Origin of the sequence: Pelobacter propionicus DSM 2379 (genome assembly GCF_000015045.1) — a bacterium.
In the GTDB taxonomy this organism is placed as follows: Bacteria; Desulfobacterota; Desulfuromonadia; order Geobacterales; family Pseudopelobacteraceae; genus Pseudopelobacter; species Pseudopelobacter propionicus.
The window spans coordinates 3235447-3260573 of the sequence record NC_008609.1; the positions used below are offsets into that span (position 1 = coordinate 3235447).

Annotated in this window: 28 protein-coding genes, 1 pseudogene and 1 riboswitch; of the genes and pseudogenes, 14 read left to right on the plus strand and 15 right to left on the minus strand. The window is 61.8% G+C overall.

Going from position 1 to position 25127, the window contains the following annotated elements; all coding sequences use genetic code 11:
* Window positions 1-5: 5 nt before the first annotated feature.
* Genes hfq through PPRO_RS14720 form a run of 3 tightly spaced genes read left to right on the plus strand, consistent with a single transcriptional unit; the run spans window position 6 to window position 1845 of the window.
* Window positions 6-230: an RNA chaperone Hfq gene (hfq, locus tag PPRO_RS14710; protein ID WP_011736797.1), complete on the plus strand. Its 225-nt coding sequence runs from the start codon at window positions 6-8 to the stop codon at window positions 228-230.
* 59 nt (window positions 231-289) lie between these two features.
* A complete protein-coding gene (locus tag PPRO_RS14715; protein ID WP_157040031.1) occupies window positions 290-538 on the plus strand; it encodes a hypothetical protein in 249 nt (82 codons plus the stop codon).
* Complete coding sequence (locus PPRO_RS14720) at window positions 535-1845, plus strand: DUF512 domain-containing protein (protein WP_011736799.1); 1311 nt, start codon at window positions 535-537, stop codon at window positions 1843-1845. Before PPRO_RS14715 ends, PPRO_RS14720 begins: the two co-directional genes overlap by 4 nt.
* 24 nt (window positions 1846-1869) lie before the next feature.
* On the opposite strand, the gene PPRO_RS14725 is transcribed toward PPRO_RS14720, so the two are convergent.
* From PPRO_RS14725 to PPRO_RS14740, 4 genes are all read right to left on the minus strand, one after another.
* Window positions 1870-2349 carry a thioredoxin fold domain-containing protein gene (locus PPRO_RS14725; RefSeq protein WP_011736800.1) on the minus strand — a complete coding sequence of 160 codons (480 nt, stop codon included), beginning with the start codon at window positions 2347-2349 and terminating at the stop codon, window positions 1870-1872.
* A 30-nt stretch (window positions 2350-2379) separates the two neighbouring features.
* The gene (locus PPRO_RS14730) at window positions 2380-3558 is read right to left on the minus strand and encodes a hybrid sensor histidine kinase/response regulator (RefSeq protein ID WP_011736801.1); all 1179 of its coding nucleotides are present in this window, start codon (window positions 3556-3558) and stop codon (window positions 2380-2382) included.
* Window positions 3555-4271, minus strand: coding sequence for a 2-C-methyl-D-erythritol 4-phosphate cytidylyltransferase (gene ispD, locus PPRO_RS14735; protein WP_011736802.1), 717 nt, complete (start codon window positions 4269-4271; stop codon window positions 3555-3557). Before ispD ends, PPRO_RS14730 begins: the two co-directional genes overlap by 4 nt.
* A gap of 99 nt (window positions 4272-4370) precedes the next feature.
* On the minus strand, window positions 4371-5060 hold the full coding sequence (locus PPRO_RS14740) for a GntR family transcriptional regulator (RefSeq protein WP_011736803.1): 690 nt from the start codon (window positions 5058-5060) through the stop codon (window positions 4371-4373).
* Window positions 5061-5270: 210 nt separating this feature from the next.
* Here PPRO_RS14740 and PPRO_RS14745 point away from each other — a divergent pair, with 210 nt between their 5' ends.
* From PPRO_RS14745 to galE, 3 genes are all read left to right on the plus strand, one after another.
* Entirely contained in the window at window positions 5271-6323 is a 1053-nt protein-coding gene (locus PPRO_RS14745; RefSeq protein ID WP_011736804.1) for a potassium channel family protein, read from the plus strand.
* The gene (locus tag PPRO_RS14750; protein ID WP_011736805.1) at window positions 6316-7083 is read left to right on the plus strand and encodes a sugar phosphate isomerase/epimerase family protein; all 768 of its coding nucleotides are present in this window, start codon (window positions 6316-6318) and stop codon (window positions 7081-7083) included. The genes PPRO_RS14745 and PPRO_RS14750 overlap by 8 nt, the downstream gene beginning before the upstream one ends.
* Before the next feature lie 67 nt (window positions 7084-7150).
* Window positions 7151-8146 carry a UDP-glucose 4-epimerase GalE gene (galE, locus tag PPRO_RS14755; protein WP_011736806.1) on the plus strand — a complete coding sequence of 332 codons (996 nt, stop codon included), beginning with the start codon at window positions 7151-7153 and terminating at the stop codon, window positions 8144-8146.
* A 452-nt stretch (window positions 8147-8598) separates the two neighbouring features.
* Here galE and PPRO_RS14760 read toward each other — a convergent pair whose 3' ends face one another.
* From PPRO_RS14760 to PPRO_RS14790, 9 genes and pseudogenes are all read right to left on the minus strand, one after another.
* Window positions 8599-11343: a phosphoenolpyruvate carboxylase gene (locus PPRO_RS14760; RefSeq protein ID WP_011736807.1), complete on the minus strand. Its 2745-nt coding sequence runs from the start codon at window positions 11341-11343 to the stop codon at window positions 8599-8601.
* Between the two features lie 279 nt (window positions 11344-11622).
* Complete coding sequence (locus tag PPRO_RS14765) at window positions 11623-12255, minus strand: carbonic anhydrase (RefSeq protein ID WP_011736808.1); 633 nt, start codon at window positions 12253-12255, stop codon at window positions 11623-11625.
* A gap of 176 nt (window positions 12256-12431) precedes the next feature.
* Window positions 12432-13004 carry a cysteine hydrolase family protein gene (locus PPRO_RS14770; protein WP_011736809.1) on the minus strand — a complete coding sequence of 191 codons (573 nt, stop codon included), beginning with the start codon at window positions 13002-13004 and terminating at the stop codon, window positions 12432-12434.
* A gap of 64 nt (window positions 13005-13068) precedes the next feature.
* A complete protein-coding gene (locus PPRO_RS14775) occupies window positions 13069-13371 on the minus strand; it encodes a type II toxin-antitoxin system RelE/ParE family toxin (RefSeq protein ID WP_011736810.1) in 303 nt (100 codons plus the stop codon).
* 1 nt (window position 13372) lies between these two features.
* Window positions 13373-13648: a type II toxin-antitoxin system Phd/YefM family antitoxin gene (locus PPRO_RS14780; RefSeq protein ID WP_011736811.1), complete on the minus strand. Its 276-nt coding sequence runs from the start codon at window positions 13646-13648 to the stop codon at window positions 13373-13375.
* Between the two features lie 102 nt (window positions 13649-13750).
* A pseudogene (locus PPRO_RS20330) lies at window positions 13751-13876 on the minus strand (winged helix-turn-helix domain-containing protein); the annotation flags it as partial.
* A gap of 11 nt (window positions 13877-13887) precedes the next feature.
* Window positions 13888-14025, minus strand: coding sequence for a hypothetical protein (locus tag PPRO_RS21020; RefSeq protein WP_157040032.1), 138 nt, complete (start codon window positions 14023-14025; stop codon window positions 13888-13890).
* A gap of 85 nt (window positions 14026-14110) precedes the next feature.
* The gene (locus PPRO_RS14785) at window positions 14111-15463 is read right to left on the minus strand and encodes a magnesium and cobalt transport protein CorA (protein WP_011736813.1); all 1353 of its coding nucleotides are present in this window, start codon (window positions 15461-15463) and stop codon (window positions 14111-14113) included.
* 450 nt (window positions 15464-15913) lie between these two features.
* The gene (locus PPRO_RS14790) at window positions 15914-16243 is read right to left on the minus strand and encodes a hypothetical protein (protein WP_011736814.1); all 330 of its coding nucleotides are present in this window, start codon (window positions 16241-16243) and stop codon (window positions 15914-15916) included.
* Between the two features lie 119 nt (window positions 16244-16362).
* Window positions 16363-16436, minus strand: a riboswitch (cyclic di-GMP riboswitch).
* 329 nt (window positions 16437-16765) lie between these two features.
* On the opposite strand from PPRO_RS14790, the gene PPRO_RS14795 reads away from it, so the two are divergent.
* The 4 genes from PPRO_RS14795 to sppA all read left to right on the plus strand — a co-directional run bounded on the left by PPRO_RS14795 (window position 16766) and on the right by sppA (window position 20362).
* On the plus strand, window positions 16766-17665 hold the full coding sequence (locus PPRO_RS14795; RefSeq protein WP_011736815.1) for a SphA family protein: 900 nt from the start codon (window positions 16766-16768) through the stop codon (window positions 17663-17665).
* Window positions 17666-17856: 191 nt separating this feature from the next.
* Window positions 17857-18900, plus strand: a complete 1044-nt coding sequence (locus tag PPRO_RS14800) for a thioredoxin domain-containing protein (RefSeq protein WP_198138287.1) — start codon at window positions 17857-17859, stop codon at window positions 18898-18900.
* Window positions 18901-18913: 13 nt separating this feature from the next.
* Window positions 18914-19324, plus strand: coding sequence for a (deoxy)nucleoside triphosphate pyrophosphohydrolase (locus PPRO_RS14805; protein WP_011736817.1), 411 nt, complete (start codon window positions 18914-18916; stop codon window positions 19322-19324).
* A 75-nt stretch (window positions 19325-19399) separates the two neighbouring features.
* Window positions 19400-20362, plus strand: coding sequence for a signal peptide peptidase SppA (sppA, locus tag PPRO_RS14810; protein WP_011736818.1), 963 nt, complete (start codon window positions 19400-19402; stop codon window positions 20360-20362).
* A gap of 24 nt (window positions 20363-20386) precedes the next feature.
* On the opposite strand, the gene PPRO_RS14815 is transcribed toward sppA, so the two are convergent.
* The gene (locus PPRO_RS14815) at window positions 20387-21106 is read right to left on the minus strand and encodes a type 1 glutamine amidotransferase (RefSeq protein ID WP_011736819.1); all 720 of its coding nucleotides are present in this window, start codon (window positions 21104-21106) and stop codon (window positions 20387-20389) included.
* A gap of 2 nt (window positions 21107-21108) precedes the next feature.
* Window positions 21109-22257: a Na+/H+ antiporter NhaA gene (locus tag PPRO_RS14820; RefSeq protein WP_011736820.1), complete on the minus strand. Its 1149-nt coding sequence runs from the start codon at window positions 22255-22257 to the stop codon at window positions 21109-21111.
* A 155-nt stretch (window positions 22258-22412) separates the two neighbouring features.
* Here PPRO_RS14820 and PPRO_RS14825 point away from each other — a divergent pair, with 155 nt between their 5' ends.
* The 4 genes from PPRO_RS14825 to PPRO_RS14840 all read left to right on the plus strand — a co-directional run bounded on the left by PPRO_RS14825 (window position 22413) and on the right by PPRO_RS14840 (window position 25077).
* A complete protein-coding gene (locus tag PPRO_RS14825; RefSeq protein WP_011736821.1) occupies window positions 22413-22676 on the plus strand; it encodes a YkgJ family cysteine cluster protein in 264 nt (87 codons plus the stop codon).
* A 44-nt stretch (window positions 22677-22720) separates the two neighbouring features.
* A complete protein-coding gene (locus PPRO_RS14830; protein ID WP_011736822.1) occupies window positions 22721-23602 on the plus strand; it encodes a radical SAM protein in 882 nt (293 codons plus the stop codon).
* 211 nt (window positions 23603-23813) lie between these two features.
* Window positions 23814-24743 carry a glycoside hydrolase family 19 protein gene (locus PPRO_RS19710; protein ID WP_049759748.1) on the plus strand — a complete coding sequence of 310 codons (930 nt, stop codon included), beginning with the start codon at window positions 23814-23816 and terminating at the stop codon, window positions 24741-24743.
* Window positions 24661-25077 carry a hypothetical protein gene (locus PPRO_RS14840; RefSeq protein WP_157040035.1) on the plus strand — a complete coding sequence of 139 codons (417 nt, stop codon included), beginning with the start codon at window positions 24661-24663 and terminating at the stop codon, window positions 25075-25077. Before PPRO_RS19710 ends, PPRO_RS14840 begins: the two co-directional genes overlap by 83 nt.
* Window positions 25078-25127: the final 50 nt, after the last annotated feature.

A 25127-nucleotide genomic window follows, 5' to 3' on the forward strand; every position in this document is an offset into this window, starting at 1 on the left:
CACCCATGGCAAAGGCCCCGTTCAACATTCAGGATCAGTACCTCAACCAGTCCCGGAAGGAACGCGTCAAGGTGATCGTCACCATGATGTCCGGTGACAAGCTGGAAGGGTATATCAAATCATTCGACAACTTCTCCGTACTGTTGGACTTGAACTGCGATGTCCTGGTCTACAAGCACGCCATCTCCACCATCACCTCTGCCGACGGTTCATTCCGGCTGCACCAGTAATCATGTCCCGGCCCGCGGAGCCCCAGGCTTCGCGGCAAGCCTCCCCCTTTTGGCACTTCATGCACGCAAGCACAAAAATCCTGTTGGCCCTCTCCCTGACACTGCTCATCCTCGGCGGCCTTGTTTTGACCTATCCGTCGTCCGCGTTCATGCAGCTCTTCATCGCCCTGGCCCTGGCCCACATCCTCAGCCCAGCGCTGCTGCTGGAGAAACGGGGGACGGGACGGATAGCTGGCATCCTGATCGTTTTCAGCGCCGCCCAGGCCGACTATTACCGTAGTTCGCCCTGCTACCGGGGCGCATTATGAGGGGACTGCTGATCGAGAGCGTGGTTCCCGGCTCCATCGCCCAGGAAATGGGCATCGCAGCGGGCGACCGGCTGCTGTGCATCAACGGCCAGCGGCTGCGGGACATCATCGACTACAGCTACCAGGCCTCGGGTGACGACGAGCTTCTGCTGGAAGTGATGACACCTGGGCAGGAGCTGTGGGAGTACGAGATCCAACGCGAAGCAGGGGAATCCCTCGGCCTGATCTTTGCCCCCCCCAAACCGGCCCGCTGCCGCAACAACTGCGTCTTCTGCTTCGTCCACCAGCTCCCCAGGGGGCTGCGCAAACCGCTCTACGTCAAGGATGAGGACTACCGGCTCTCCTTCCTCAACGGGAATTACGTCACCCTGGCGAACCTGAAACAGTCTGAGCTGAGACGCATCGTGGCGCAGCGCCTCTCGCCGCTCTACATCTCCGTCCACAGCACCAACCCGGCCCTGCGCGAACAGCTGCTGGGAAGGGCTGGCATCCCCCCCATACTGGAGCAACTGGAACAGCTTGTCGCCGCCCGCATAACCCTGCACACCCAGGTGGTGCTCTGCCCCGGCCTGAATGACGGCAAAGAACTGGAACGGACCGTATCCGACCTGGCGGGACTTTATCCCGGCGTGCAGTCCCTGGCCGTGGTGCCGCTGGGGCTGACCCGCCACCGTCGAGGACTGCCGCAGCTAAAAGGAGTGGACGGGGAGTACGCGCGGGAATTGCTGCGTTTTTGGGAGCCACGTTGCAGGGAGATAGCCAAACGACTCGGCCAGCCGTTTCTCTTCCTGGCGGACGAGTTCTACCTCAAGGCGGGACTCCCCTTCCCCCCCCTGCGCAGCTACGGCGATCTGCCGCAGCTGGAGAACGGGGTGGGCATGGTGCCACTCTTCCTGCGTGACGCGGCCCGGACCCTGCGAACAGCCCGACAGCTGGGCTCGTTCCGGGTGACGGTGGTGACCGGCGTCTCCGCATTCAGCTTTGTGAGCGACTTTCTTCGGCACCTGGGGGAAAAGAGCGGGGTGGAGATCCAGCCCCTGGCGGTGGAGAACCGCCTGTTCGGTGAGAGCGTCACCGTCAGCGGACTGGTGGCGGGCAACGACATCATCGCCGCCCTGACCGGCAGGGAGATCGGAACGGCGCTGCTGCTGCCGGATGTCATGCTCAAGGAGGGGGAGGGGCTCTTTCTGGACGACGTCAGCATGGATGAACTGGGGCAACGCCTGGGTTGCAGGATCGTGGTTTTCGAGGCCACGCCCCAGGGGTGCTACCGGGCCATCAGGGCTCTGGCGCGGAAAGCGCGCTGAGGGTGGGAAGCGCCGGGTGCAGGGTCATTTTCCCAGCAGTTCCTCGATCCTGGCCCGGTCGAAACCGGTCAGGATCCGGCCGTTGATCATGAAGGTGGGAGTGGAAGTCACCCCGGCGCGGGTGGCGATCATGAGCTGTTCCTCCCGCAGCCTGTTCCCCCGGGGAGTGCTGGCAAGTGTGGCGGCGCCATCCAGGGCGCCGGACATGACCTGGTGGTATGCACGTTCCCCATCCTTGCGGGAGAGGATGTAGCCGACCTTTTCCCTGGCCCGAGGGTGCCTGGCCAGGGGGTAGAAAAATACATAGCGGGTCACATCCCCGCGGCCGTCAAGGTAGCGGGAAGCGCTGCGGCAGAAGGGGCAGTCGGGATCGGTGAATTCCACCACGACCTTGGGACCGGAACCGATCTTCAGCGCCTTGGCGAAATCAAGCTCCGCAGCCTGAAGCGGCGCGGCCAGGCAGAGCCCGGCCACCAGCAGCAGCGCAACCAATGCCCGGATCATGGCCGGCACCCTCCCTGCGGTTGTCCGGCATCATGCACCATCGCACTCTTCCAGGGCGGGGAGCAGGATGATGAACTCGCTCCCCTGTTCCGGTGTGCTCTCGACCCAGATCACGCCGCCAAAACCCTTCACCGTCAACGTGCAGTAGGCCAGCCCGAGCCCGGCGCCGCTGCGCCCCTTCCCCCCCTGGCTCGACTGGACGAAACGCTCGAAGATCCTCTCCTGATCCTCCGGCGGGATGCCGCTGCCCGTATCCCTGACGCTCAGTCGCACCAGGTGCCCGTGGCCATTGAACAACAGGGAGGCCTGTTGCGCGGCATAGGCGGGGACCGGCAGTTCCATCGCCCGCTTCGTATCCAGGGAATGGCAGGAGAGGGTGATCATCCCCCCTTCCAGCGTGAACTTGAGGGCGTTGGAGAGAAGGTTGGTGACGGTCCGGGAAAAGGCACTACGGTCGACGGCCAGCCAGGGAAGATCCGGGTCCACGTCGACGTTCAGCACGACTCCTTCGCGGCCGGCCAGCATGCCGAACCTGCCAACAATGGCCGAAAGCAGTTCCCGGGGATCGCTGGGCTGCAGGTCCAGGCGCATGCGGCCAGCCTCGAAGCGATGGATATCCAGCAGGTTGTCAATCATGGCAACCACTTCATTGCAGCTGTCGATGGCGGACTGGAGATACTCGGACTGCTCCTGGTCGACCGGCCCCAGGCACCCCTCGCGCATGATGTCGATGGAGCCGATCACGGCGGTGATCGGGTTCTTCATGTCATGGGAGAGCATGGAGACGAAGTCGTCCTTTTCCCGTTCCAGGCGCTGCTTTTCCAGGCGCATGGCGCGGTTGGCGATGGCCTGGTCCACCCGCTGGAGCACATCGTTGAACTCGAAGGGCTTGGCAAAGTAATCCATGGCGCCGTTTTTCATGCAGTTCACCGCCATGCTCTCGCTGCCATGGCCGCTCATCATGATCACGGCAACATCGTTTCCGCTCTCCCTGATCTGTTCCAGCACCTGCACACCGCTCATCTGCGGCATCCAGATATCCAGCAGCACCAGGGCATAGGTTTTTTCCGCCAGCAGCGCCAGGCACTGCTCGCCATCCTTGGCCCATTCGGTCAGATAGCCGGACTCCTCCAGGTGCAGGGAGAGGATCTTGGCCACCAGCATCTCGTCATCAACGATCAAAACCCTCTGGGGAGTCTGTGGGCTCATGGGAGCACCTGCCGAAAAGCGGCCAGAAAGGCTTCCGCCAGAATAAGGTCTTCGGGAGTGGTGATCTTTATGTTGCGGTAATCGCCCGGCACGATCCGCACCCGCCCACCGCGCCGCTCCACCAGCGACGAATCGTCGGTACCGGCGAAGCCGGCCTCCTCGGCGCTCTGGTGGGCCTCGCAGATAACGCCGTAACGGAACGACTGGGGGGTCTGGGCCTGCCAGAGGGTCGAGCGGTCCGGCGTATCCTGGACAACGCCGTCCCGCACCGTCTTGATGGTATCCTTGGCCCTCACCGCCACCAGCGCCCCGTCGCCGGAGCTTGCCGCGGCAATGGATTCCCGCAAGAGGTCAGGGGAGATGAACGGCCTGACACCGTCGTGGATCAGCACCACGTCATCGGCGGCGGCATGGCGCTTCAAGGCCTTGAGGCCGTTCATGACCGAATTCTGGCGTTCCCGGCCACCGGGAACGATTTCGATCACCTTGGTGAAGCCGCAGGCACTGACCACCTGGTCGCGGCAGTAGGCGATCTCGTCGGCGGGGGTCACCAGGCAGATGCCAGTGATGCGGGGGCACTGCTGGAATACCGCCAGGGTGTGGGCCAGAATGGGAAGGCCGCCCAGTTGCAGGTACTGCTTGTTCACGGAAGCGCCCATGCGCTTCCCCATTCCGGCAGCCGGTATCAGGGCAAAGGCCTTGCAAGCTTTCATCGTCTTTCCTCGCGAGCGCCGCGACCGCCCATGTTCAGTGGTGCGGCGAGCGCTGAAATATCCCGGCCGGTCAGCAGCCATGGCCGCCATGCCGGCGGTTCAGCGGCCCATCTTGAACTCTGCTGCCAGGGTAGCGGTGACACCGCCATCGATCAGCACCCTGCCGCCGTACTCGGCATTCTTCTGGACCAACCTGGAGGCAGCCTCGGCATCCCTGCACCGGAATGCGTCCAGGATCTTGTCGTGCTCCTGCACCGACACGGCCATCCTTCCGGGAAGACTTAAGGACATGTGGCGAAGACGCTGGAAACGGGTGATCAGGCTATAGATCATCTCTTTGAGCTTCTCATTGTCGGAGGCATTGATGAAGACGGCGTGGAATTCGTCATGGAGCTTGAAAAAGCCCTTCACGTCGTTGGCAGCGGCCAGTTCGCCAAGCCGGGCATTGATGGAGTGGAGGCGCTCCAGCTCCTTGTCGGTCAGCCTCTGGCAGGCCCGCTGGGCGGCATACCCCTCCAGAATGCTCTTGATGGCGTAGAAATCCTCAACCTCTTTCAGGTTGAACTCGCTGACAACCGCCCCCCGCCGAGGAATCACCGTCAGGTACCCCTCGGATTCCAGCTGCCGGAACGCCTCGCGGATCGGCGTACGGCTGATGCCGAAACGCTCGGCCAGCTCCGGCTCCGACACCTTGCAGCCTTCCTTGAGCGATCCGGAGATGATGGCGTCACGAATGTTTTCCAGGATCTTTTCGCGCAGCGTGGGATGCTTTTCAATCGGTTTTGGCATATCCAAATCTCCGGGCAAAAATTTTGGTTATTGTATACTGTATGCAAAATTTGTCAACTCTAACATTTTGTATTTGAAAAGTTTTTTTGAGTACAATCCTTTTTCGCCCGCTTTCGGAGGGGGGCGCGACGCGCGGCTTTGGCACACGGGCTACAATTCCTTGAAATTTGCACTGCCAGAATGTACTCTTACCATTCGCACGAGGCGCCCGTGGATCCTGTCCGACACCTGAAAATATCCGTAGCCATCCTGCTTCTGCTGGTTTCCGCGGGCACCATCGGCTTCATGTCCATCGAACACTGGAGCCTCCTGGACGCCCTGTACATGACCATCATCACCCTGGGGACCGTCGGCTTCAAGGAGGTCCACGACCTGTCCGACACCGGCAAGGGCTTCACCATGTCGCTGATCGTGGTGGGCGTCAGCGTGCTGGGGTATATCGTGGGCAGCCTGGCCCAGATCATGTTCGAAGGACAGATTCAGCGGGTCATCGGGAGAAAAAAAGTGGAAAAGAAGATCGAGGCTCTTCGCGGGCACTACATTGTCTGCGGTTTTGGCCGGATCGGCTCGCTGATCTGCAGGGAATTCTTTTCCCACAAACTCCCCTTCGTGGTGGTGGAAAAGCACGTCGAGACCCTGGAAAAGCTTGAGGAGAGCGGCTACCTGCACATCAGGGGGGACGCCACCCAGGACGAGAGCATGCTCAAGGCGGGCATCAAGCGGGCCAAGGGGCTGATCTCGGTAGTCTCCTCCGACGCCGACAACGTCTACATCACCCTGACCGCGCGCGGCCTCAACCCCGAGCTCTTCATCCTGGCCCGTTCCAGCGACGAGAGCTCGGACATCAAGCTGAAGCGGGCCGGCGCCTCCAAGGTCATCTCCCCCTACGTCATCGGCGGAACCAGGATGGCCCAGTCAATCCTGCAACCCAACGTGGTCGACTTCATCGAGATCGCCACCGGCAGCGACCACCTGGACCTGCAGATGGAGGAAATCACCATTCCCCCCGACTCGGTCTTTGCCGGCGAGACACTGGTCAGCTCCGGGTTCCGCCGGGAAACCGGCGTGATCATCATCGGCATCAAGAAGGCCCACGGAAAGATGGTCTTCAACCCGCACTCCCAGGCCAAGATCGACGGCGACGACACCCTGATCGTCCTGGGAGAACCCTTATCCATCGCAAAGCTGGAAGATTTGATACTTCATGCCGGACCAGCCTCCATCATCAAGCAGCAGCTCAAGAGACACAGCCACCATGAATAGAAAAATACACGCCCACGTCCCCTACCCCCTGCTCTCCGAGAGCCTGGACCGCATCCTGCGCGAGCGCATCAACCCCGAAGTGTACTTCTCCTGCGAGGCTTTGGACGCGTTCACCGCGGAACGGTTGACCGAGTCGGCCAGTCGGCTGCGGGAGGCCGGGCTTAACACCACCATCCATGCCGCCTTCATGGACTTGAATCCCGGCGCAACGGACGTCACCATCCGCGAGGCGACCCGCAAGCGCTTCGAGCAGGTCTTTCAGGCGGCCGAGATCCTCGGGCCGCGGGTGATCGTCTTTCACCCCGGCCTGGACGAACTGCGCCACGGCAACAGCCGTACGGCCTGGCTCAGGCACAGCATCGACTTCTGGCAGGGGCTGCTGCCCCGGGCAACCGCCATCGGCAGCATCATCGCCGTGGAAAACATCTTCGAGAAGGAGCCCTCCTCCCTGCGCGACCTGCTGGAGGCCATCGACTCCCCCTCGTTCCGCCACTGTTTCGACGTGGGGCACTGGAACATGTTCTCCACGGTCGGCCTGGAGGAGTGGTTCGCCGAGCTGGGCTCCTTCATGGCTGAAATCCATCTGCACGACAACTTCGGCCAGGCGGACGAGCACCTCCCCCTGGGGGAGGGCGAAATCGACTTTGACCAGCTCTTCGACCTCCTGGACAGCTTCGCCCCCGAGGCGGTCTTGACCATCGAAGCCCACTCCAACGAGCGCCTGGAGCGCTCGCTGAAGAACATCCAGAAATACCTGTAGTTCATCCCAATCAAGGGGCGGCCCCCGCGGGGGAAGCAGATTCGCCGTCCCGCCTCAAGGAATGCCCATGTCTGAAACAATCCTCGTTACCGGCGGCTGCGGCTACATCGGCAGCCACGTTGTCCGTCAACTGTCCGAATCGGGCCACCGGGTGGTGGTGTACGACAACCTCTCCACCGGCTTTCCCAATGCCCTTGTAAACGGGGAGGAGCTGATCCTGGCCGACCTGAGCGACACGGCGGCCCTGAACGACGCCTTCCAGAGCCACCGATTCTCCACCGTGCTGCACTTTGCCGCTGCCATCATCGCCCCTGAATCGGTCTCGCTGCCGTTGAAATACTACGGCAACAACACCCGCAACACCCTGGGACTGCTGGAGACATGCGTCAGGCATCGCGTCAAGCGCTTCATCTTCTCCAGCACCGCCGCCGTGTACGGCTTTCCCGAGGGAGGAGTGGCCGCCGAGGAGAGCGTCCTGGCCCCCATCAACCCCTACGGCACCTCCAAGCTGATGAGCGAGTGGATGCTCAGGGACACCTGCGCTGCCCACGACATGAAGTACGTGGCCCTGCGCTACTTCAACGTGGCCGGTGCCGACCCCCTGGCCCGCATGGGGCAGCGCACCCCCGAGGCGACCCACCTGATCAAGGTGGCCTGCCAGGCCGCCCTGGGGATGCGGGAACGCATTGCCATCTACGGCACCGACTACCCCACCCCCGACGGCACCGGCGTACGCGACTACATCCACATCGAGGATTTGGCCTCGGCCCACCTGCACGCCCTCACGTACCTGGAGCAGGGGGGAGAGCCGACCGCCATGAACGTGGGCTACGGTCGCGGCAGCAGCGTAAGAGAGGTCCTGAATCTGGTGAAAGAGGTAAGCGGCGTGGATTTCAGGGTGGTGGAGGAGGATCGCCGCCCCGGAGACCCGGCCTCGCTGGTTGCCCGGGCGGAGAGGATCGGCGAACTCACCGGCTGGAAGCCCAGGCACAATGACCTGCGCGGCATCATCGCCGACGCCTGGCGGTGGGAGAGCAAGCTGGCGGCACTGCCGAAACAGTGACCGTTGCCGAGCGAAAAGAGAGAAGGGCGGCCGTCATCCCGACAGCCGCCCTTCTCTTGTCATCCTCCGGGACATTACCCGCGCACCCCTGAATCAGCCGAACAGCAGTGCGGAATGCACTCCCGTACCAAGGAAGGAGAGCAGCCGATCCAGATTATCGAAATTGCTGGCTCGCATGGTGAGGCCTTCTTTGAATAGACTATGAGTAGATAAAATCGCTAAAAATCGGGTAGTATCGACTAATTATCATCTGTATAGCGGGTTCATATGAATAAAAATGGAATTGATGTTAAAGGGAACATACCGTTCTTGTTTTGCAACGGTTGAGAGCTGTGGGACCTGTTTAATCTTCAACACTTCAATGCCAAGCACCGTAGGTTGCCGCTCAGGCTTTCAGAACGATTCGAGAAACTCCCGCAGCCTGACACACTCCACCCCGATGTTGCCATCAGTTATCCTGTCGTGCGCAGCCCTGCCGCTATGGCATTGACGGTTTCCAGCAAAAGGATCAGCAGCTCCTCGGCCTGGCCGTGTTCCTGGGCCGCACGGTGATGCCGCCACAGGGGAAGCAACTCGATCTGACGACGGTGCAAAAACAACAGAGACTCTTCTCGACGGGCAAGGACCGCGTGGATCCTGGGGTGCTGCTCCAGAAGAGGGCCTCCGAAGAGCAGTTCCAGCATCCGTGTAGTGCGCAGGTATTCATCATAGATGACCGTAAAGATCCGCTCGCGCAGCTCGCCGTCCTCCACGAGAGAGGCGTACTCGCGCATCACCTCCGGATTTGCCGTGGCGATGCTGGTGGCAACGTTGCTGACGATGTAGTTGAGCGTCGCCCAGGATGCGGCGTTGGCGGCGATTTCGTGAAAGGCTCTCTCATCTTCCCGCAGGAACCGCTCCAGGGCCGAACCGACGCCGAACCATCCAGAAAGAGAGTAGCGGGCCTGGCTCCAGCTGAACACCCAGGGGATGGCCCGCAGGTCGGCAATGCTCGCTCCACCGCTGCGCCGGGCAGGACGGGAACCTATCCGGCTCGACTCGATGACGTCTATGGGGGTTGCCTGGCGAAAGAAAGTAATGAACCCGTCGCCGGTGACGAGGCTTTCGTAAGCGCGGCGGCTTGTCTCGGCAAGACGGTCCATGGCCGGTTCCAAGGGGTTGGCCTTCTTGGGGCAGTGGTTCTGGGTTACGGAGACGCCTGCGGTGCCGGCCAGCAGCAGCTCAAGGTTATAGGCGGCATTCATCGGGTTGGCGTATTTCTGGGCAATAACTTCTCCCTGCTCGGTCAAACGAAGGTTCCCGACCACCGAACCTTGAGGCAGCCCCCGCAGGAAACGGCTGGTGGGTCCTGCTCCCCGGCTGATGGTGCCTCCACGGCCGTGAAAGAAGCGTACCTCCACACCGCACTGCCGGCCGGCCTCCGCCATAGCCTCCTGTGCTCGGTAGAGACTCCAGAGGCTTGCGAGAATACCGCCATCCTTGTTGCTGTCGCTGTAACCGATCATCACCTGCTGCACCGGCGCATCGCCGCAAAGAGCTGAAAGAGTGCGACGGGTCATGGGATGCTCCAGAAACTGGCGCAGGACGAGATGGCTTCCCTGAAGGTCCTCGATGGTTTCAAAGAGGGGAACCACCGGCAGCAGACAGACGTGACCGTTGGAACCGGCCACGGTCAGCCCTGCCTCACGGGCCAGCAGGTAGACCACCAGCAGGTCCGAAAGGGCGCGGGTCATGCTTACAATCAGAGAGCCGAGGCCGTCCCTCCCCCAGACCCGGATATGGTCGACCAGCTCCCGGTAGCAGTCGATGACGCTCTCGGCCTCATGGCCCGGCCTGGCATCGTGGCGGGCAAAGGGACGCGACGACGCAAGCTCTCGGTTAAGGAACTCCAGTCGCCGAACCTCGCTCCACCCGGAAAAACCGGTATCCTGCAGACCGGCCGCGGTCATCAGCTGCTCCACGGCCAGGTCGTGAAAGGCGCTGTTCTGGCGAATGTCGAGGGAAGCCAGGTGAAAACCGAACACCTCCACCGTGCGCCGCACGGGTGCTACATAGTCCCTGGCGAGTCGTAACGCGCCGGCGGCGGTCAGGCTGTCCTGCACCAAGCGCAGGTCGTTGCACAGCTCGGCAGCCAGCTGGTAGCATCCCTGACCCGGCTGTACCGAGTCAGACTCCTTTCCGGCACTATCAACGGGCAGCCTGGCGATCATGAGATTTATCACTTGGCGCCACGGCTCCAATGGGTTCCGCCGCAGTGCCTCTTCACCCCTGTCACCGAGCGTGGCGGCGACATCCGCGATCAGTTCCGCAAGTGGCGCCGGAACCGGCAAAAGGCGCCGAGAAAGACTCAAACGTGCCGCCATAGTTACAAGTTGCTCATTAACAAGAGAGACGGCACTGTTTCGCAACTCCCGGAGAGCCTGCCTCGTTATCGCGGCAGTTACCAACGGATGGCCGTCCCGGTCCCCGCCGACCCAAGTGCCGAACCGGAGACGTGGCAACCTGGGGGGTATCTCCTGTGCATTACAGGTAAAACCGACATCCTGCCAGGCGTGCCGCAGCCGCTTTTCGAGAATCGGCAGGACCTGGGGGAAGATGGAGCGCAGATAGTAGATGATGCCGGCAAGCTCTGAGAGGACGTGGGGCTTTTCAATGAAAATTTCGCCGGTCTGCCAGAGCAATTCCAGCATTGCCTTGATCTCTTCCTGGATCTCCCGACGTTCCATGGGGGTCCAGACCGGGTTTTCAAGCTTGACGATCAGCTGGTACAGTTCCCGCAAATGGTACAGGGCCGATGTCCGCCGGACTTCGGTAGGATGGGCGGTGAGCACCACCTCCACCACCACCTTTTCCAGTTCGTGATGGATGGTTTCTTCAGCAACACCCTGTTCCCTGAGTTGGGAAAGGATTTGGCCCCACAGCCCCGGCTCTTCCGCCAGTCCTGCATGGGACTCCACTTTCCGCCGCATCTGCACCGCGCTGTTCTCTTCGGCCATATTGAGCAACTGGAAGGCAATTGACAAGGCGTGGACCACCCGATCGTTGTCAGTCGCTGTCGCTTCTCTCCCCTTGAACGGGAGTGAGGCGGCCAGGGAACCTTCTCCCAGGCCGTCCAGGACTTCGGCCAGGAAATCCATTAGGACGACCACATCCCGTTGGAGTTTGGCTGTTTCCTCAGGCAGTGTTCTGTCCTCCATGCATATCCCCCTGGACGGTCCCGGTGTCGGGGAGCGCCCGCTCATACTTCGCCCATCCAGAGCGCATCCGGAATTCTTCGTCACCGGATACAGCTTCACGGGGTGTCCCCAACAGCAGTGAGACAGGCGCCATTCAAGCTTCTCTGTATTTTCGTAAAAGCGGTGAGTTCCCGCGTATTCCGATGACCTTGTCACGTCCGGCCAGCCTCAGGTCGGGCAGGTCGGTGGTGAACAGCGGAGTTTCGTATGTGAATACAAAAACCGTACGAATCTGAAGTATCAGGTTATCGGTTCGAATACGCCACGCTCGGGCCGATATTCCAGCAGTTCCCCCTCCGAGATGTCGAAATACCAGCCGTGCAGCGAGAGCACCCCGCTGGCGACCCGCTCGTCGATCCAGGGAAAGGAGCGGAGGTTCTCCAGGGAGAGGAGGATCGCCGCCTGCTCGGCAGCCCTCCGCTGAAGAAGTGGGTCCTTGTCCGATAACTCCGCCAGCACCCGTTCCCGGGCCGGCGCCGCGATGGACATCCAGCGGGAGATGAAACCGTCTCCCCCGCAGCCGCTGGTACCCGCCATGAGAGCATTGATGCCACCGCACCCGGAGTGACCGAGGACGATGATGTGCTCCACCTCCAGATGGCAGACGGCGAACTCCAGTGCCGCGCTCACCCCGTGCCGGCCGCCGTCCTCCTCGAAGGGGGGCACCAGGTTGGCTACGTTACGCACGGTGAAGATGTCGCCCGGGGCGCAATTGGTCAGAATGGCCGGATCTACCCGGGAGTCGGCACAGCCGATGAGCATGGTTTTGGGGTTCTGCCCCTTCTTGAGATGTTCGAAATGGGTGGCTTCTGGTCCGAAGTAGTTTTCCCGGAACCTGCGAAACCCGCTAATAAAGCGCTCGATGTCCTTCATGAATCCTCCTTGACGGTCCCTTGGCAGCTGTGCCGCTACCGTAAAGGCGTTAATTCTGCAAGGGCCTCGTTGGGTGTCAAAGACAATAATGCGTGTTTCTTGCTGGTGGCAGCATCGAACCTGGTTGGTTGGTTGCTTGCCTGTCAACAAGGTGGTTAGGACGGTTTTTCAGGCTTTCAGAACGATTGGAGGAACTCCCGCAGCGTAACGCACTCCACCCCGATGTTCTTCAGATCCGTGATATTGGCCTCCGCGATCTGGGGGGTCTGTGCCGACGTGGCGTCGGTCACATTGATGACCGGGTAGCCGTGGGCGATGGCGTCGAAAATGGTGGTCCGGATGCAGTTGGGATACTGGGTGCCGCAGATCACCAGCTGCGTGGCGCCGATCCTACGCAGCATGAAATCCAGCTCCGTGTTCATGAAACCGCTAAACCTGTTCTTGACCACCCGGTACTCCCCCTCCACCGGCGCAAGCTCGGCCACGATCTCGCACCCCTCGGTTCCGGGGACCGCATAGCGTTTATCGTTGAGAAAACCGTGAAGCCGGGTACATTCGATATCGCTCCCGTCCGCCCGGTACTCCCGCACGACATGAAACACGGGCCAGGAGTTTGCCCGGAAGAAATCCAGCAGCCGCCGTACGCAGGGAAGCGTGGCATAGGCACCCGCAACGCACGCCGGCGCGCCGGGCAGAACGAAATCATTTTGCATGTCGATGATGATCAGGGCGTATTTCGTGTCCTTCATGTTCGGCTCCCTGTTAACGAATGTCCAAATGTCAAACTCTACGCCGGGGATAGTTCACTTATATTTACGGCATCTTCAACAAGCGCTCACTCCGCCACACCCGAACGATCCTCACCCGCATCCCGTCACGCCGATAGACGATCCTGAACGACGGATGGATCAACTCACGCAGAGTCTCAACCCCAAACTCGGGAACCATCCGCCCCATGTCGGGATTGACCTGTAACGCCTCTACCCTGGCGATGATTTCAGCGGCAAAACGTTCACCGACCTCCGGCACAAGCTGTTCGGCGTACCACTCCCGCATTTCCAGAATATCCCCCAGAGCCGACTCGGCAAAGGTGACGATTATGCCGGTATCCGTCATGTCAGCCGCCCAGGTTCAGCCGTTGTTTAACCTCGTCCAAGCTGATTTCACGACCGTTCTCCAACTCCATCAGCCCCTTCACTACGGCCCGCATGAACTGCTGTTCTTCCTCGTGCGCCTCAAAATCCGCCACGCCTTGCACAACAGCCACCCCACGCCCGCGACTGGTCAACAGCACCGGACGGTGACTCTGCGAAACCCGCTTCACCAGCTTACCCGGGTTGATTTTGACGTCGGTCAGGGGAATGACATCTTCCGAAAATTTTACCGTCCGCATGGCGACCTCCATAGCTATCTAACGACCAAACAATAGCACCTGTTAACCGGTTTGTAAATTGGTACATCTTTTGAGATAACAACATTTCCCACCGAAATAGTCTCACAGCTCCGGCACCAGGCGGTAGCCGACGCCTGGCTCGGTGATGATGTGGCGCGGCCGGGAGGGGTCGGCCTCGATCTTGCGCCTTAAGTTGCTGATGTTGACCCGCAGCACGTGGGGTTGTTCTCCTCCTCCCCTTATTTTCCCCCTGTCAATAACTCGCGCCAGCCGACCACGTACACCGCGGACCGCTGACTACAGGTGGAGCGGGGAGGCTCATCGTGCAGGTCACGGCAGAGATCGATGGCCCTCGCCACCGGTATGTGGCTGGTCACGGCGTATCCCTCGTGTCAGCGGGTAAAATACTCAATTCTGCGGGACAGTGGAGGAAAAGATCGCTTTTGCCGGCATCACAAGCCGTCAGGAGGGTGGAGAACTACGCAGGGACGGCAGCCAACGGGAGCGCTTTTCGCCCGTTGATTTGGCGGGACCGGGACGCCGCTCGTAGAAGCGCAGGATGACCAGCGTCAGCCAGGCCATGACGATCAACCCGATGGTGAAGAGGCCATAGGAAATGGGCCAGGGAATGGCTTGGGTCACCACCGAGAACTCGGACATGCCGCCGATGCCGGCCACCAGGTTGAGCGGCATGAAGATAACGGTGAGCACGGTCAGGCGGTAGATGACCCGGTTCTGGTTGATGTTGATGAAACCGACGGTGGCATCCATCAGAAAGTTGATCTTGTCGAACAGGAAGGCGGTGTGGCCGTCCAGCGACTCAATGTCGCGCATGATCTGCCGGGCGTCTTCGAACTGGGGGGTAGAGAGGAGTTTTCTGCGGATCAGAAAGGTCAGCGCGCGCCGGGTATCCAGGATGTTGCGGCGGATGCGGCCGTTCAGGTCCTCCTCCTCGGCGATCTCCGCCAGAATCTTGGCCGCCTCCTCGTCGGTCATGGCTTCGCTGAGCACCTTCTTGCCGACCTCGCCCAGGGCCGAGTAGATCTCTTCCAGCGAGTCGGCCGAATACTCGGCGTTGGCCGCGTACAGGTCCAGCAGCATGTCCATACCATCGGAGACATACCCGGTCTGGATGCGCGCACGCAGACGCTGGAGGCGGAAGACCGGCAACTCTTCCTCGCGCACCGAGAAGAGGATGTCCCGGAAGAGAATGAAGGCCACCGGCACGTTGCGCGAATCCCCCTCCCGATCCAGCAGGAAATCGGAGTGCAGGTGTATCTCGCCCCCCTCTTCAACGTAGAAGCGCGCGCTGGACTCGATGTCACACAGATCCTCCGGGTCGGGTAGCTCCAGGCCGAAGAACTGCCCGATCTTGCGCCGGTCGGCGGCTGTGGTGCCCACCAGGTCAACCCAGATCGGCTTGATCCCCTCCAGGTCGTCGACGGATTCGATGGTGGTCTGGCACAGGCGCCCCTGGCTCAGCTCAAAGGCGTTAACCACGCAGGCCGCCCCGAGATACGAACTGCGGCTGGCCAGGGTATCGCGGGTGGCATCGGACACCTCGTCCAGTATCTCATCGAGGAGCCCCTCATCGATCTCTCCCCAGACCAGAAACAGGTCCTCCGGATTCAGTTCATCGATGATCTCCGCTATTTCGGCGGGCGCCAAGCCTGCGAGCAGCGAACGGACCTCGGACAGGTGCTGTTTCTGCACGACGGACTCCACCACTTCCTGCCGCGGCAGACTCTGCCGCTGAAGCGCCTCTTCCAGAAGCCTCTGCCGTTTCAGCAGCTCTTTAATGGTGTCACGTATCATGTGGGGCGCATACCTCGCGAACAGTTCAGCGGAACGTTTCATGCTTTCCGGTCGATGGAAATAGTTTCGTTCCCTTTTGTCACAGTATCGCCGATATGTCACCCCAAAAACCGCCCCCCACCGCCCCTGTCTCGAGCACTGGCTCTCCCTGCACCGGCAGGCCGACAGGCTTACCGAATCGGTGCTTTCCCGCTGCAGGGAAATGGCAGCGCCTGTCCCGTTGTGCGGCAGTCGGTTGCGGCATTGTCCTGGCTGAATCAATTGGCCGGCAAAGGGGATTGAGCGGCGGGACTGCGGGAGGAGCACCAGGGGTGCGAAGAGGGAAAACGGGCGGCGTCCAGCCCAGGGGACAGCGGTCGTGGTACGGTAACAGCCATCTCCCCGCCTGCGTGCAAAGAAGCGCGGCCAGCGGGGAGAAGAGTTACAGGGCGAGCAGGGGCAGAGGCCGTGTCAGTCGTTATTCCCCCAGGTATCCACGAACCTGCACTTGTGCAGGTAGTTCTGCACATTCACCTCGCCGATGATGGCCTCGGCCTCCTCGGCGGACAGGCCGATCTTGGGACGGACTCCCATCCAGTGAGTCGCGCTGCTGGTCGATTCATCCAGAGGGCGCGGCAGCGGCGGTCCCGGCCGGTAGAGTTCATTCACGAACAGCATGGCCTCATACCAGTGCAGTCGCTTGACAAGCTTGACCTCAACCAGCATGCCGTTGGAGAGGGTTTTCTCCACAATTGTTTCAACAGGTTGCGCATCCTCGGGGAGTTTATGGGTTTCGGACATAGTGTGTCCTCCTTTTCTGCACTAAAAGCCGTTTCCAAGCTGAAACGAAAAATTCCACTTCTTCTTTCGAAAAAGTGGACGCGCGGCGACCGTCACCCTGTGGTGACAAGCGCTGATACTTCGGCGGCCCCTCTGCCCGGCCTGGGAGGTGGCTTTGCGTCATCCGGTTCCCCGGATTTTGCCTTTTCGGTTTCTGTCACTATTCAGTTGTGGGGACTCAGACAGAGTCCAGTGCATCGATCCAGTCTCAGCACTTATAGCGAAACAGGGCACATTTTGCAATTCCTGTTTTTTCCGGATCCCCCTGCATGGCAAACAGGCCGCGCGCCCTGCTCTCGCCAATAGATGCGCCACCCCTCTCCGGCTTGCGCAGAAACCCCCATGGCACAACAGCTGTTCACGCATGACGAATGTGCGGGGCTATACAATGGAAAACACTTGCGTTTCAACCTGTTTTTTCATAGCCTATTCCGCCTGATCCGTGCCATGAGCAGATGACCACACAGAGGAGGAGTACGTACCATGGGGAGTTTCACCGGAGGTAAGAACGTCGTGCTGTCGGCGCTGCTGGCCCTGGGAACAGCGCTCGTACCGGGAGCCCCGGCAATGGCGACCGAGGGGGGAGGAGGCGCCTACCCCAACGGCGCCGAGGACTTCATGTCCGGAACTGCGCCGCCACCCGGCACCTATTTCATCAACTACTTCGGCTTTTATTCGGCACAACGCTTCAAGGGCAACGACGGCGATAACCTGTCCCCCTTCAAGGCGAATATATTCTCCAACACCTTTCGCCTGATCCACATCACCGATAAAAAGCTGCTGGGCGCCAACTGGGGCATGCACATATTTATCCCGCTGGTGAAGATGGACGTACACACATCCCCCGGCGGCAGTGACAGCCGCGAGGGACTGGGCGACGTCATCGTCGATCCCCTGATCCTCTCCTGGCACGGCATGAACTGGCACCTGCTCACCGCCCTGGACATCTACTGCCCCACCGGCGAGTACGACCGGGACAGGGTGGCCAATATCGGGCGCAACTACTGGACCTTCGAGCCGATCGTGGCCGGAACCTACGTGACAGACGACGGCTATGAACTCTCGGCCAAGTTCATGTACGACTTCAACACCCGCAACGACGAGAGCGGCTACCGTTCCGGCCAGGAGTTCCACGTTGACTACACCCTGGCCAAGAAACTGGACAACCTGAGCATGGGCTTGGGAGGCTACTACTACCAGCAGACAACCGACGACGATGCCAAGGGCGCCACCATGGACAAGGGGATGACCGTCTCCGTTGGCCCCCAGTTCACGTACGACTACCGCAACATGAGCTTTACCCTCAAGTACCTGTTCGAGGTGGATACCTACAACCGTCCCCAGGGGAACAACCTGTGGGCCAAGTTCAGCTACGCGTTCTGACCAATCCGCTCACCTCGCCGCCAGGCGGTCACGGGTGGTGCCTGTTCTCCCGTTCATGCCTGGCCCATCCGGGGGACGGGATCGAGAGACTTGTCACAAAGACGAATAAAGGTGTACTGTTAGCTCCCCAGGATTCCGTGTACCCGGGCCAGGGAAATAACCGCCACAGCGCCATGAAGGGAGAACCAGCGTTGAATGCCACGACAGACAGGGCTATAGGATCGAAAAAACCGTTCCCCTTTCCCGGCCTGATCACCTGGGTCGCCTCCCTGGCGGGAATGGGGCTGTCCCTGGAGGCTGTGTTCAAGATCTGCGGCTCCTGCAGCGTAACGGCCGACTACCGCCTCTTCGGCATGGAGTTCGGCTGGGTCGGCATCGGCTTCTTCGCGCTGCTGCTCCCCCTGCTCGCCCTGCGGGGCAGGTCCGCCTGCTGCGCCTGGCTGGCACTGCTGCTGCTGTTCGCGGCGGCAGGCGCGGAGGCACGCTTCATCTGGATCCAGAAATACGAGATCGGCCAGTGGTGTCCGATCTGCCTCTCCCTCGCGGCAACGATTTTTCTGGCCTGCGCCGGCGTCACCTGGGAGCGTTTGCGTACCTTATCAGCCAAAGGAGCACCCATGAAATCAAAACTGATCCACTTCGTCCTTGTCTCGCTGTTTTTCGTCATGGGGCTGGGAACCGCCACAGTCGGCGTCAACAGACAGGCCGATGCCGCCGAACCGGACCTGTTCCTGGGCAAGCGCTCCAGCCCGACCACGGTCTACTTCGTCAGCGACTGGTTCTGTCCGGCCTGCAGGAAGGCCGAGCCGGCCATCGAGAGTATCTATCCGGAGTTGGCCAGGTCGGTCAGGATCGGCTTCGTTGATTTCCCGATCCACCGGGAGACCACCAACTTCACCCCCTTCAACCTCCAGTTTCTGACATTCGAAAAGGCAAAGTACATCAGCCTGCGCAGGGCCCTGTCCGATCTGTCGCTCAGGACCAGGACCCCCAGCGAGGCCGAGGTTTCAGCCGCCATCGCCCACCTGGGGGTCAGGCTCAGGCCGATCAACTATGCCGACACGCTCTACGGCATGCAGGCGAACCTGACGGTCTACCGCGGCTTCAATGTTCATTCCACCCCCACGGTGGTGGTGACCAACGCCAAAACAAAAAAAAGCAGGCTGCTGGTGGGGGACAACCGGATCAATCCGGTAACGGTCAGGGCTGCCATCGCGGAAGTTGAGCGCAACTGACCGCCGCCCGCCGATGCCCCCTGCGCCCCTCCAGCGGCATATCCACGTGGCCTGCGCCATCATCGAGCATGGCGGCCTGGTTCTGGCTGCCCGGCGCGGCGAAGCCATGAGCATGCCGCTGGTCTGGGAGTTTCCCGGGGGCAAAATCGAGGCGGGCGAGACTCCCCGGCAGTGCCTGAGGCGTGAGCTGATGGAGGAACTGGGAATCGCCATCTCCGTGGGAGCGGCACTGGAACCGGTTACCCACGACTACCCATCCTTTACCGTCACCCTCTACCCCTTCGTCTGCACCATGGAAAGGGGGGAGATAACCCTGCACGAGCATGCCGCCATCGCCTGGCTGGCGCCGGAAGCGCTCCCCTCCCTGGAGTGGGCCGCCGCCGACGGTCCGATCCTGGAGAACTACCTGGGGCAGCGCCGCTGACACCCCCTGCCTCGTCACGGCTCCAGGTTGCTGCCCATCTCCCGGGAAACCCTGTTCCCATGAAACGAGGTTGCCATGAAACGTCCCCTTGCCCTGTTCCTTGCGTCGCTCGCCCTGCTGGTCCTGCACGGCTGCGCCTTCGTGACCGTTCCCCTAGCCCCCCGGCCCAGCCCGCTTAAGGAGCAGGTCCTGGAGGGTGAGGGCGCCAAAAAGATCCTGCTGCTGGATATCAGCGGAACGATCTCGGAAAAGGAAAAGCCGGGCGGCCTGGTGGGAGCGGACAGACCGTCGACGGTCTCGCTGATCCGCGAAGCCCTGCAGAAGGCGGAGAAGGACGACAGGATCGCCGGCGTCATCCTGCGCATCGACTCCCCCGGCGGAAGCGTGACCGCCAGCGACATCATCCATCACGATATTACGGAATTCAAGAAGCGGCGCAGGATACCGGTGCATGCCTGCATCATGGGGGTGGGGGCTTCGGGGGGCTACTACGCGGCTGCCGCGGCCGACCGGATCATTGCCCACCCCACCGCCATCACCGGCAGCATCGGCGTGATCCTGATGAAATTCAACCTGGCAGGCCTGCTGGGCAAGTTGGGAATTGAGGAGCAGGCCGTAAAATCGGGGGACAAGAAGGACTTTTTCTCCCTGTTCCGCCGGGCAACGCCCGAGGAGGAGAAGCTGGCCCAGGAGATCATCAACCAGCTGCACAGCCGCTTCCTGGACGTGGTCATGCAGCGCCCCGGCAACAGGCTGTCGCGGGATGAACTGGCCAGGCTGGCCGACGGGCGCATCTACACCGCCGGTCAGGCGCTTCAGGCGCGGCTGGTGGACGGAACCGGCTATCTTGACGATGTCATCTCCGCGATGAGGAAACAGATCAAGGATGAACAAGCGCGGGTGGTCAGCTACTACCGCCCCGGCAGCTACCTGGGGAGCATCTATGACGGCAGGGAGGCGAAGAGCAGCCTGGTCGGCATGCTGGGCGCGACGAGCGAGTTTTCAGGCGGCAGCTTCATGTACCTGTGGCAGCCGTGAGATCCCGCAGCGGAGCTCGACAGGTCAGCTCTGCTTCGAGACGGCTCGACAGGGGGAGGGAAGCAGCCCCGCGATCCGCGCGAAATTCTCCACCAGCCGACGGCCAACCTGGAGGTACTCCTCCTCCCACTCCTGGAAGGCTGCCAGGAACTCCCCGGTCCGGGCCGCGGTTTCGGCGCTCCACGAGCTCCACTTTGCCACGATCTCCCGGCTCAGCTCGGGATGGAACTGCACCCCCCAGGCCCGCCTGCCGACCCTGAAGGCCTGGTTGTGACAGGTTCCGGTGAATGCCAGCCTGGTCCCGGCCGGCGGGATGGAGAAGCTGTCATCATGCCACTGAAAACTGATGAAGCTCTGCCCCACTCCGTGGAACAGCCGGTCCCCCTCCCCCTGGTCGGTGAGCATGACCGAATAGGTCCCCTTCTCCCCGTCGCGCCCCGCATACAGTTCCCCACCCGTTGCCAGGGACAGCAGCTGCCCCCCCAGGCAGATGCCCAGACAGGGGATCTCCCGCTCCATTGCCTGGGCGATGAACCGTTTCAACTCTGTCAGGAAAGGATGACGCTGGTCGTCGTTGGCTCCCATGGCGCCCCCCAGCACGACCAGCGCCCTGACTGCCGAAATTTCGGGCAGTGCCTCAGAGATGTGCAGGCCGATGGTGCGCTGCTCCACCCCCAACCGCCGCAGTTCGCCCTCCACCAGCCCCGCCGGCACATCCCCGTCGCTCTGAATGATATGGATCATCTTCAATGCACCTTTCGTATGCGCAGCAGCTGGCCCAGCAGCATGCCGATCAGTGCCGCCGCCAGACTGAACATGGCTCCCATCTTGGCGGCAGCCTGGATCACCGGATCGGAAAAGGCGGATCCGGAGACAAACAGCGCCACGGTGAAGCCGGTTCCGGCAACAACCCCCGCCACCAGCAGGTCACGCCTCTTCATGCCCCGCGGCCTTCTGAAGCCGAGCCGCTCCGCCAGCAGGCCGAAGCCGAAGATGCCGACGGTCTTGCCGACGAGCAGGGAGACCAGCACCAGCCAGGTGACCGTGCCGATGCTGGAGAATTCCACTCCGGCGTTGGCCAGGCCGAACAGAAACAGACCAAAGTCCACCACCACCTTCCACTCATGCTCGAACTGCGCCAGGGGCGAACGATCGCCCGGGTCGTCGTCGAAGAGGTGCCTGCTCTCCCGCAGGCGGTGAGGCAGAAAAGGAATGATGAAGACCAGGGCCAGGGCCGGGTGCAGGTGGGCCTGGTGCAGCCCGATCCAGCTCAGGCTCCCTCCCAGCAGGATGTAGGGCCAGTAGCTGCGCACGCGCCGTCTGCCCAACCCCCAGGCAACCAGCATGCCCAAGAGGGTCAGCAGCAGCCAGGCCGCGACCACCGGGTGATTCGGATCGGGGTAGAACAGCGCGATGATGGCCAGGCCGATGGCGTCGTCGGCCACCGCCAACAGCAGCAGATAGGAGACGGCCGGATGGCCGGGGCCGAAGACCATACGCGCCGCCAGCCAGGCCAGAGCGATGTCCGTGGCGGTGGGAATCCCCCAGCCGTTGCGCAGTTCAGGCAGCCCCACCAGGGCGTTCAGCCCCAGGTAGACCAGCACCGGCCCCAGCACCCCCCCCAGGGTGCCGAACAGAGGGTTGACCGCCCGGGAGATCGGATTCAGGTCACCGCCGGGCATGCAGCTCTGGGTGATCTCCACGGCGGCAATGCCGAAAAACAGGGTCATGAACAGCTCATTGGAGATAAAATGGAACGACAGGGACCCCCAGAACGGTGTGGAGTCGAAGGCGCGGTACCCGGCAGGATCCAGATTGGCCCAGAAGAGCGCGACGACAACGCCGGCCACAAGCGGCACGGAGAATTCCCGCAACAGGTTGAGATGTTTTTTCATTCAGTCTTCCTTTCTGCACCAGTGGAGGCGGAGTGTAGCACTGTTTGGACGGCCAGGAAAGAGCGCCTGAAAAGAATGCTGTTGACCTCCGGGCGCAAGCGGTTATTATTCCCAACCGCGGCCTTGTCTACAATCCACGCTCGGGGAGTTCATCCATGAACTGCCGGATCGGCTGCGCGGCCTGCTGCATCGCCCCCTCCATATCCTCACCCATACCGGGCATGCCTAGTGGCAAGCCGGCCGGGGTGCGCTGCGTGCAGCTGACCGTGGATAATTGCTGCGCACTGTTTGGAGACGCACAGCGGCCGGCCGTCTGCAGCTCGCTGCGGCCCAGCCGGGAGATGTGCGGCAACAGCCAGGGGGAGGCGCTGGAGCAGCTGACCTTCCTGGAACAGGCAACCAGGCCGCACAGGCCGTGACTGGTAACTGGTCACCAGTTTCGAATACCAACAGGAGAGACAGCATGCCCCGTTACGTCGAACCGCTCTTCCGTCCCCCCAGCGAGGCCCACAGCCTGATCTTCCAGATCACCATCGGTTGCTCCCAGAGGCAGTGCGCCTTCTGCGGCATGTACAAGGGAAAGGATTTCCGGCTGCGCCCGGTGGGGGAGATCCTGGAGGAGATCCAGGAGATCCCGCTCCCGTACCGTTCCCGCGTCCAGCGGGTCTTTTTGGCCGACGGCGATGCCCTGGTCTACCCCTTCGACGGGCTGGTGACGATTCTGGACTCCCTTGCAACAACCTTGCCCGGCCTGACCCGTGTCGCCTCCTACGCCTCCCCCCGCAGCCTGACCACCAAGGACGCCGGACAACTGGCGCTGCTGCGGGAGAAGCGCCTCTCCATGCTCTACCTGGGACTGGAATCGGGTGACGACGCCACCCTTAAGGCCATCAACAAGGGGTACACCGCCGACGAGATAGCCGAGCTGGCCACCATGGCCCGCGATGCCGGCATGAAGCTCTCCGTCACCGCCATCCTCGGCCTGGCAGGAAGGGCACGCAGCCTGGAGCATGCCCGGGCAACCGCCGAGTGGGTCAACCGGGTCAACCCGGAGTACTTCTCGCTCCTGACCCTGTTCCACCGCCACAACGAGGAGTTCGTCAGCTCCCTGGACCGCTGCAGCCAGGGAGAGCTGATGCTGGAGGCCCGCGAGGTCCTGCTCAACCTGCACCCGCGCCAGACCATCCTGCGCTCCAACCATGTCTCCAATTTCCTCAACCTGGCAGGCAGCTATCCCGAAGACCGGGAGCGGCTGATCGCCGACCTGGATCGCGCCATCGACCGCGCCAGGAGCATCCCCGGCTTTTTCGACACGGTACCCTGCTACAGCGAGGAATACTACTGACATACCGCACCCAGCCCCCTCGGCCTGGCAACCCACCACATATGCCTGCCCGCAACAGATTGACCGCACTGGTACCCTTACGTTAAATCACCGTTCCCGACTTGCCCTCGGCCGTTTTTGCGATACAGTCAACGTGTCGTAATCACACTGTTTCCCTTTCAGATCCCAACAGCGTGGAATCATATCCCCCTCTCCATCCCACGGAGGAGCCATGCCCATACTGACCGAACAGCAGCTCGCGGCAATCATGCCAGCCTGCCCGAATCCAGCCATCTGGACCATGGCGCTGAACAGTGCCATGGAACGGTTCCAGATCAACGACACCCCGCGCATGACAGCATTCCTGGCCCAGGTCGGCCATGAATCGGGCCAGCTCACCCGGCTCACGGAGAACTTGAACTACTCGGCAAAGCGGCTCATGCAGGTCTGGCCCAGGCGGTTTCCCAGCCTGGAAAGGGCGCGCGCCTATGAAAAGAACCCGCAGAAACTGGCCAACCTGGTCTACGCCGGCAGGCTGGGCAACGGCGGCGAAGGCAGCGGAGACGGCTGGCGCTTCCGGGGACGCGGCCTGATCCAGCTCACCGGCTCGATTACCTCCAACAGGCCCGGCACCGTCAGCTACATCTTCACCCGCAGCGACAGCGCCACCGACACCGTCGTCAAGAAGCAGCTCTTCAGGAGAGCGGGAACACTGCCGGTGAGCACCACCTGGACCCTGGGGGGGGCGACACTGCCGCACTACACGGGGTGGCAGGCCATCAAGGTGCTCTCCCCCAACCCGATGACATCGGCCCAGGCTCCCTTTGAGCTGCGCTGCGACCCGCCGCTGAACAGCGCCATCGCAGCCCATGGCAGCCTTCGCCGGAGGCAAGGTTTCGGTTCGCATCGAGCCCACGAGCGGCGCGGTCCAGATCAGGGCACCGCAGACCAGGCGGACGCCGGGGGTGGCCATCCCGGAACGCGAACAGCTCACCCGGGCCATGAAACTGATTTCCGAGCTGGGGTGGCACGACAGCGACCTGGGCGAACCGGTCGTCACCAGGATGATGAACGCCAGCATGCCCATGGGCGGCGGGAGCAAAGACATCACGCAGAGCCAGGATGGCGTCCTGATCACCTACAAACGCCAGATCGAGGTTGACGGCAAACGCATCGACATCCTCAACGGGGGGGGAGTGACCAGGGTACACATGGCCAGCGACGGCGCCATCCTGAGCGTCTCGCGCAACTGGAGAAAGGTGCAGAGCAACCAGGCCGTGGCACGCATCAAGGGGTTCGAAGAAGCACGCAAAGAGGCGCTGGCCAGGACCGGCAAGCCCGAGGCCTACAAGCTTGATCAGTGGAAATTCGGCTACAAGGAACAGGCCGCCAGCGACGAACTCCAGCTGGTGTTCCAGTTCGCCTTTCTGCCCAGGAACGGCCAGGACCCCATGAACACCCCGCCACGACTGGTTGAAGTATCGGCGGAGAAATAGCGGCGCGCCCTCGCGCTTCCCGTGGGCGGCGGGCAGGAAGCAAGCCGCGC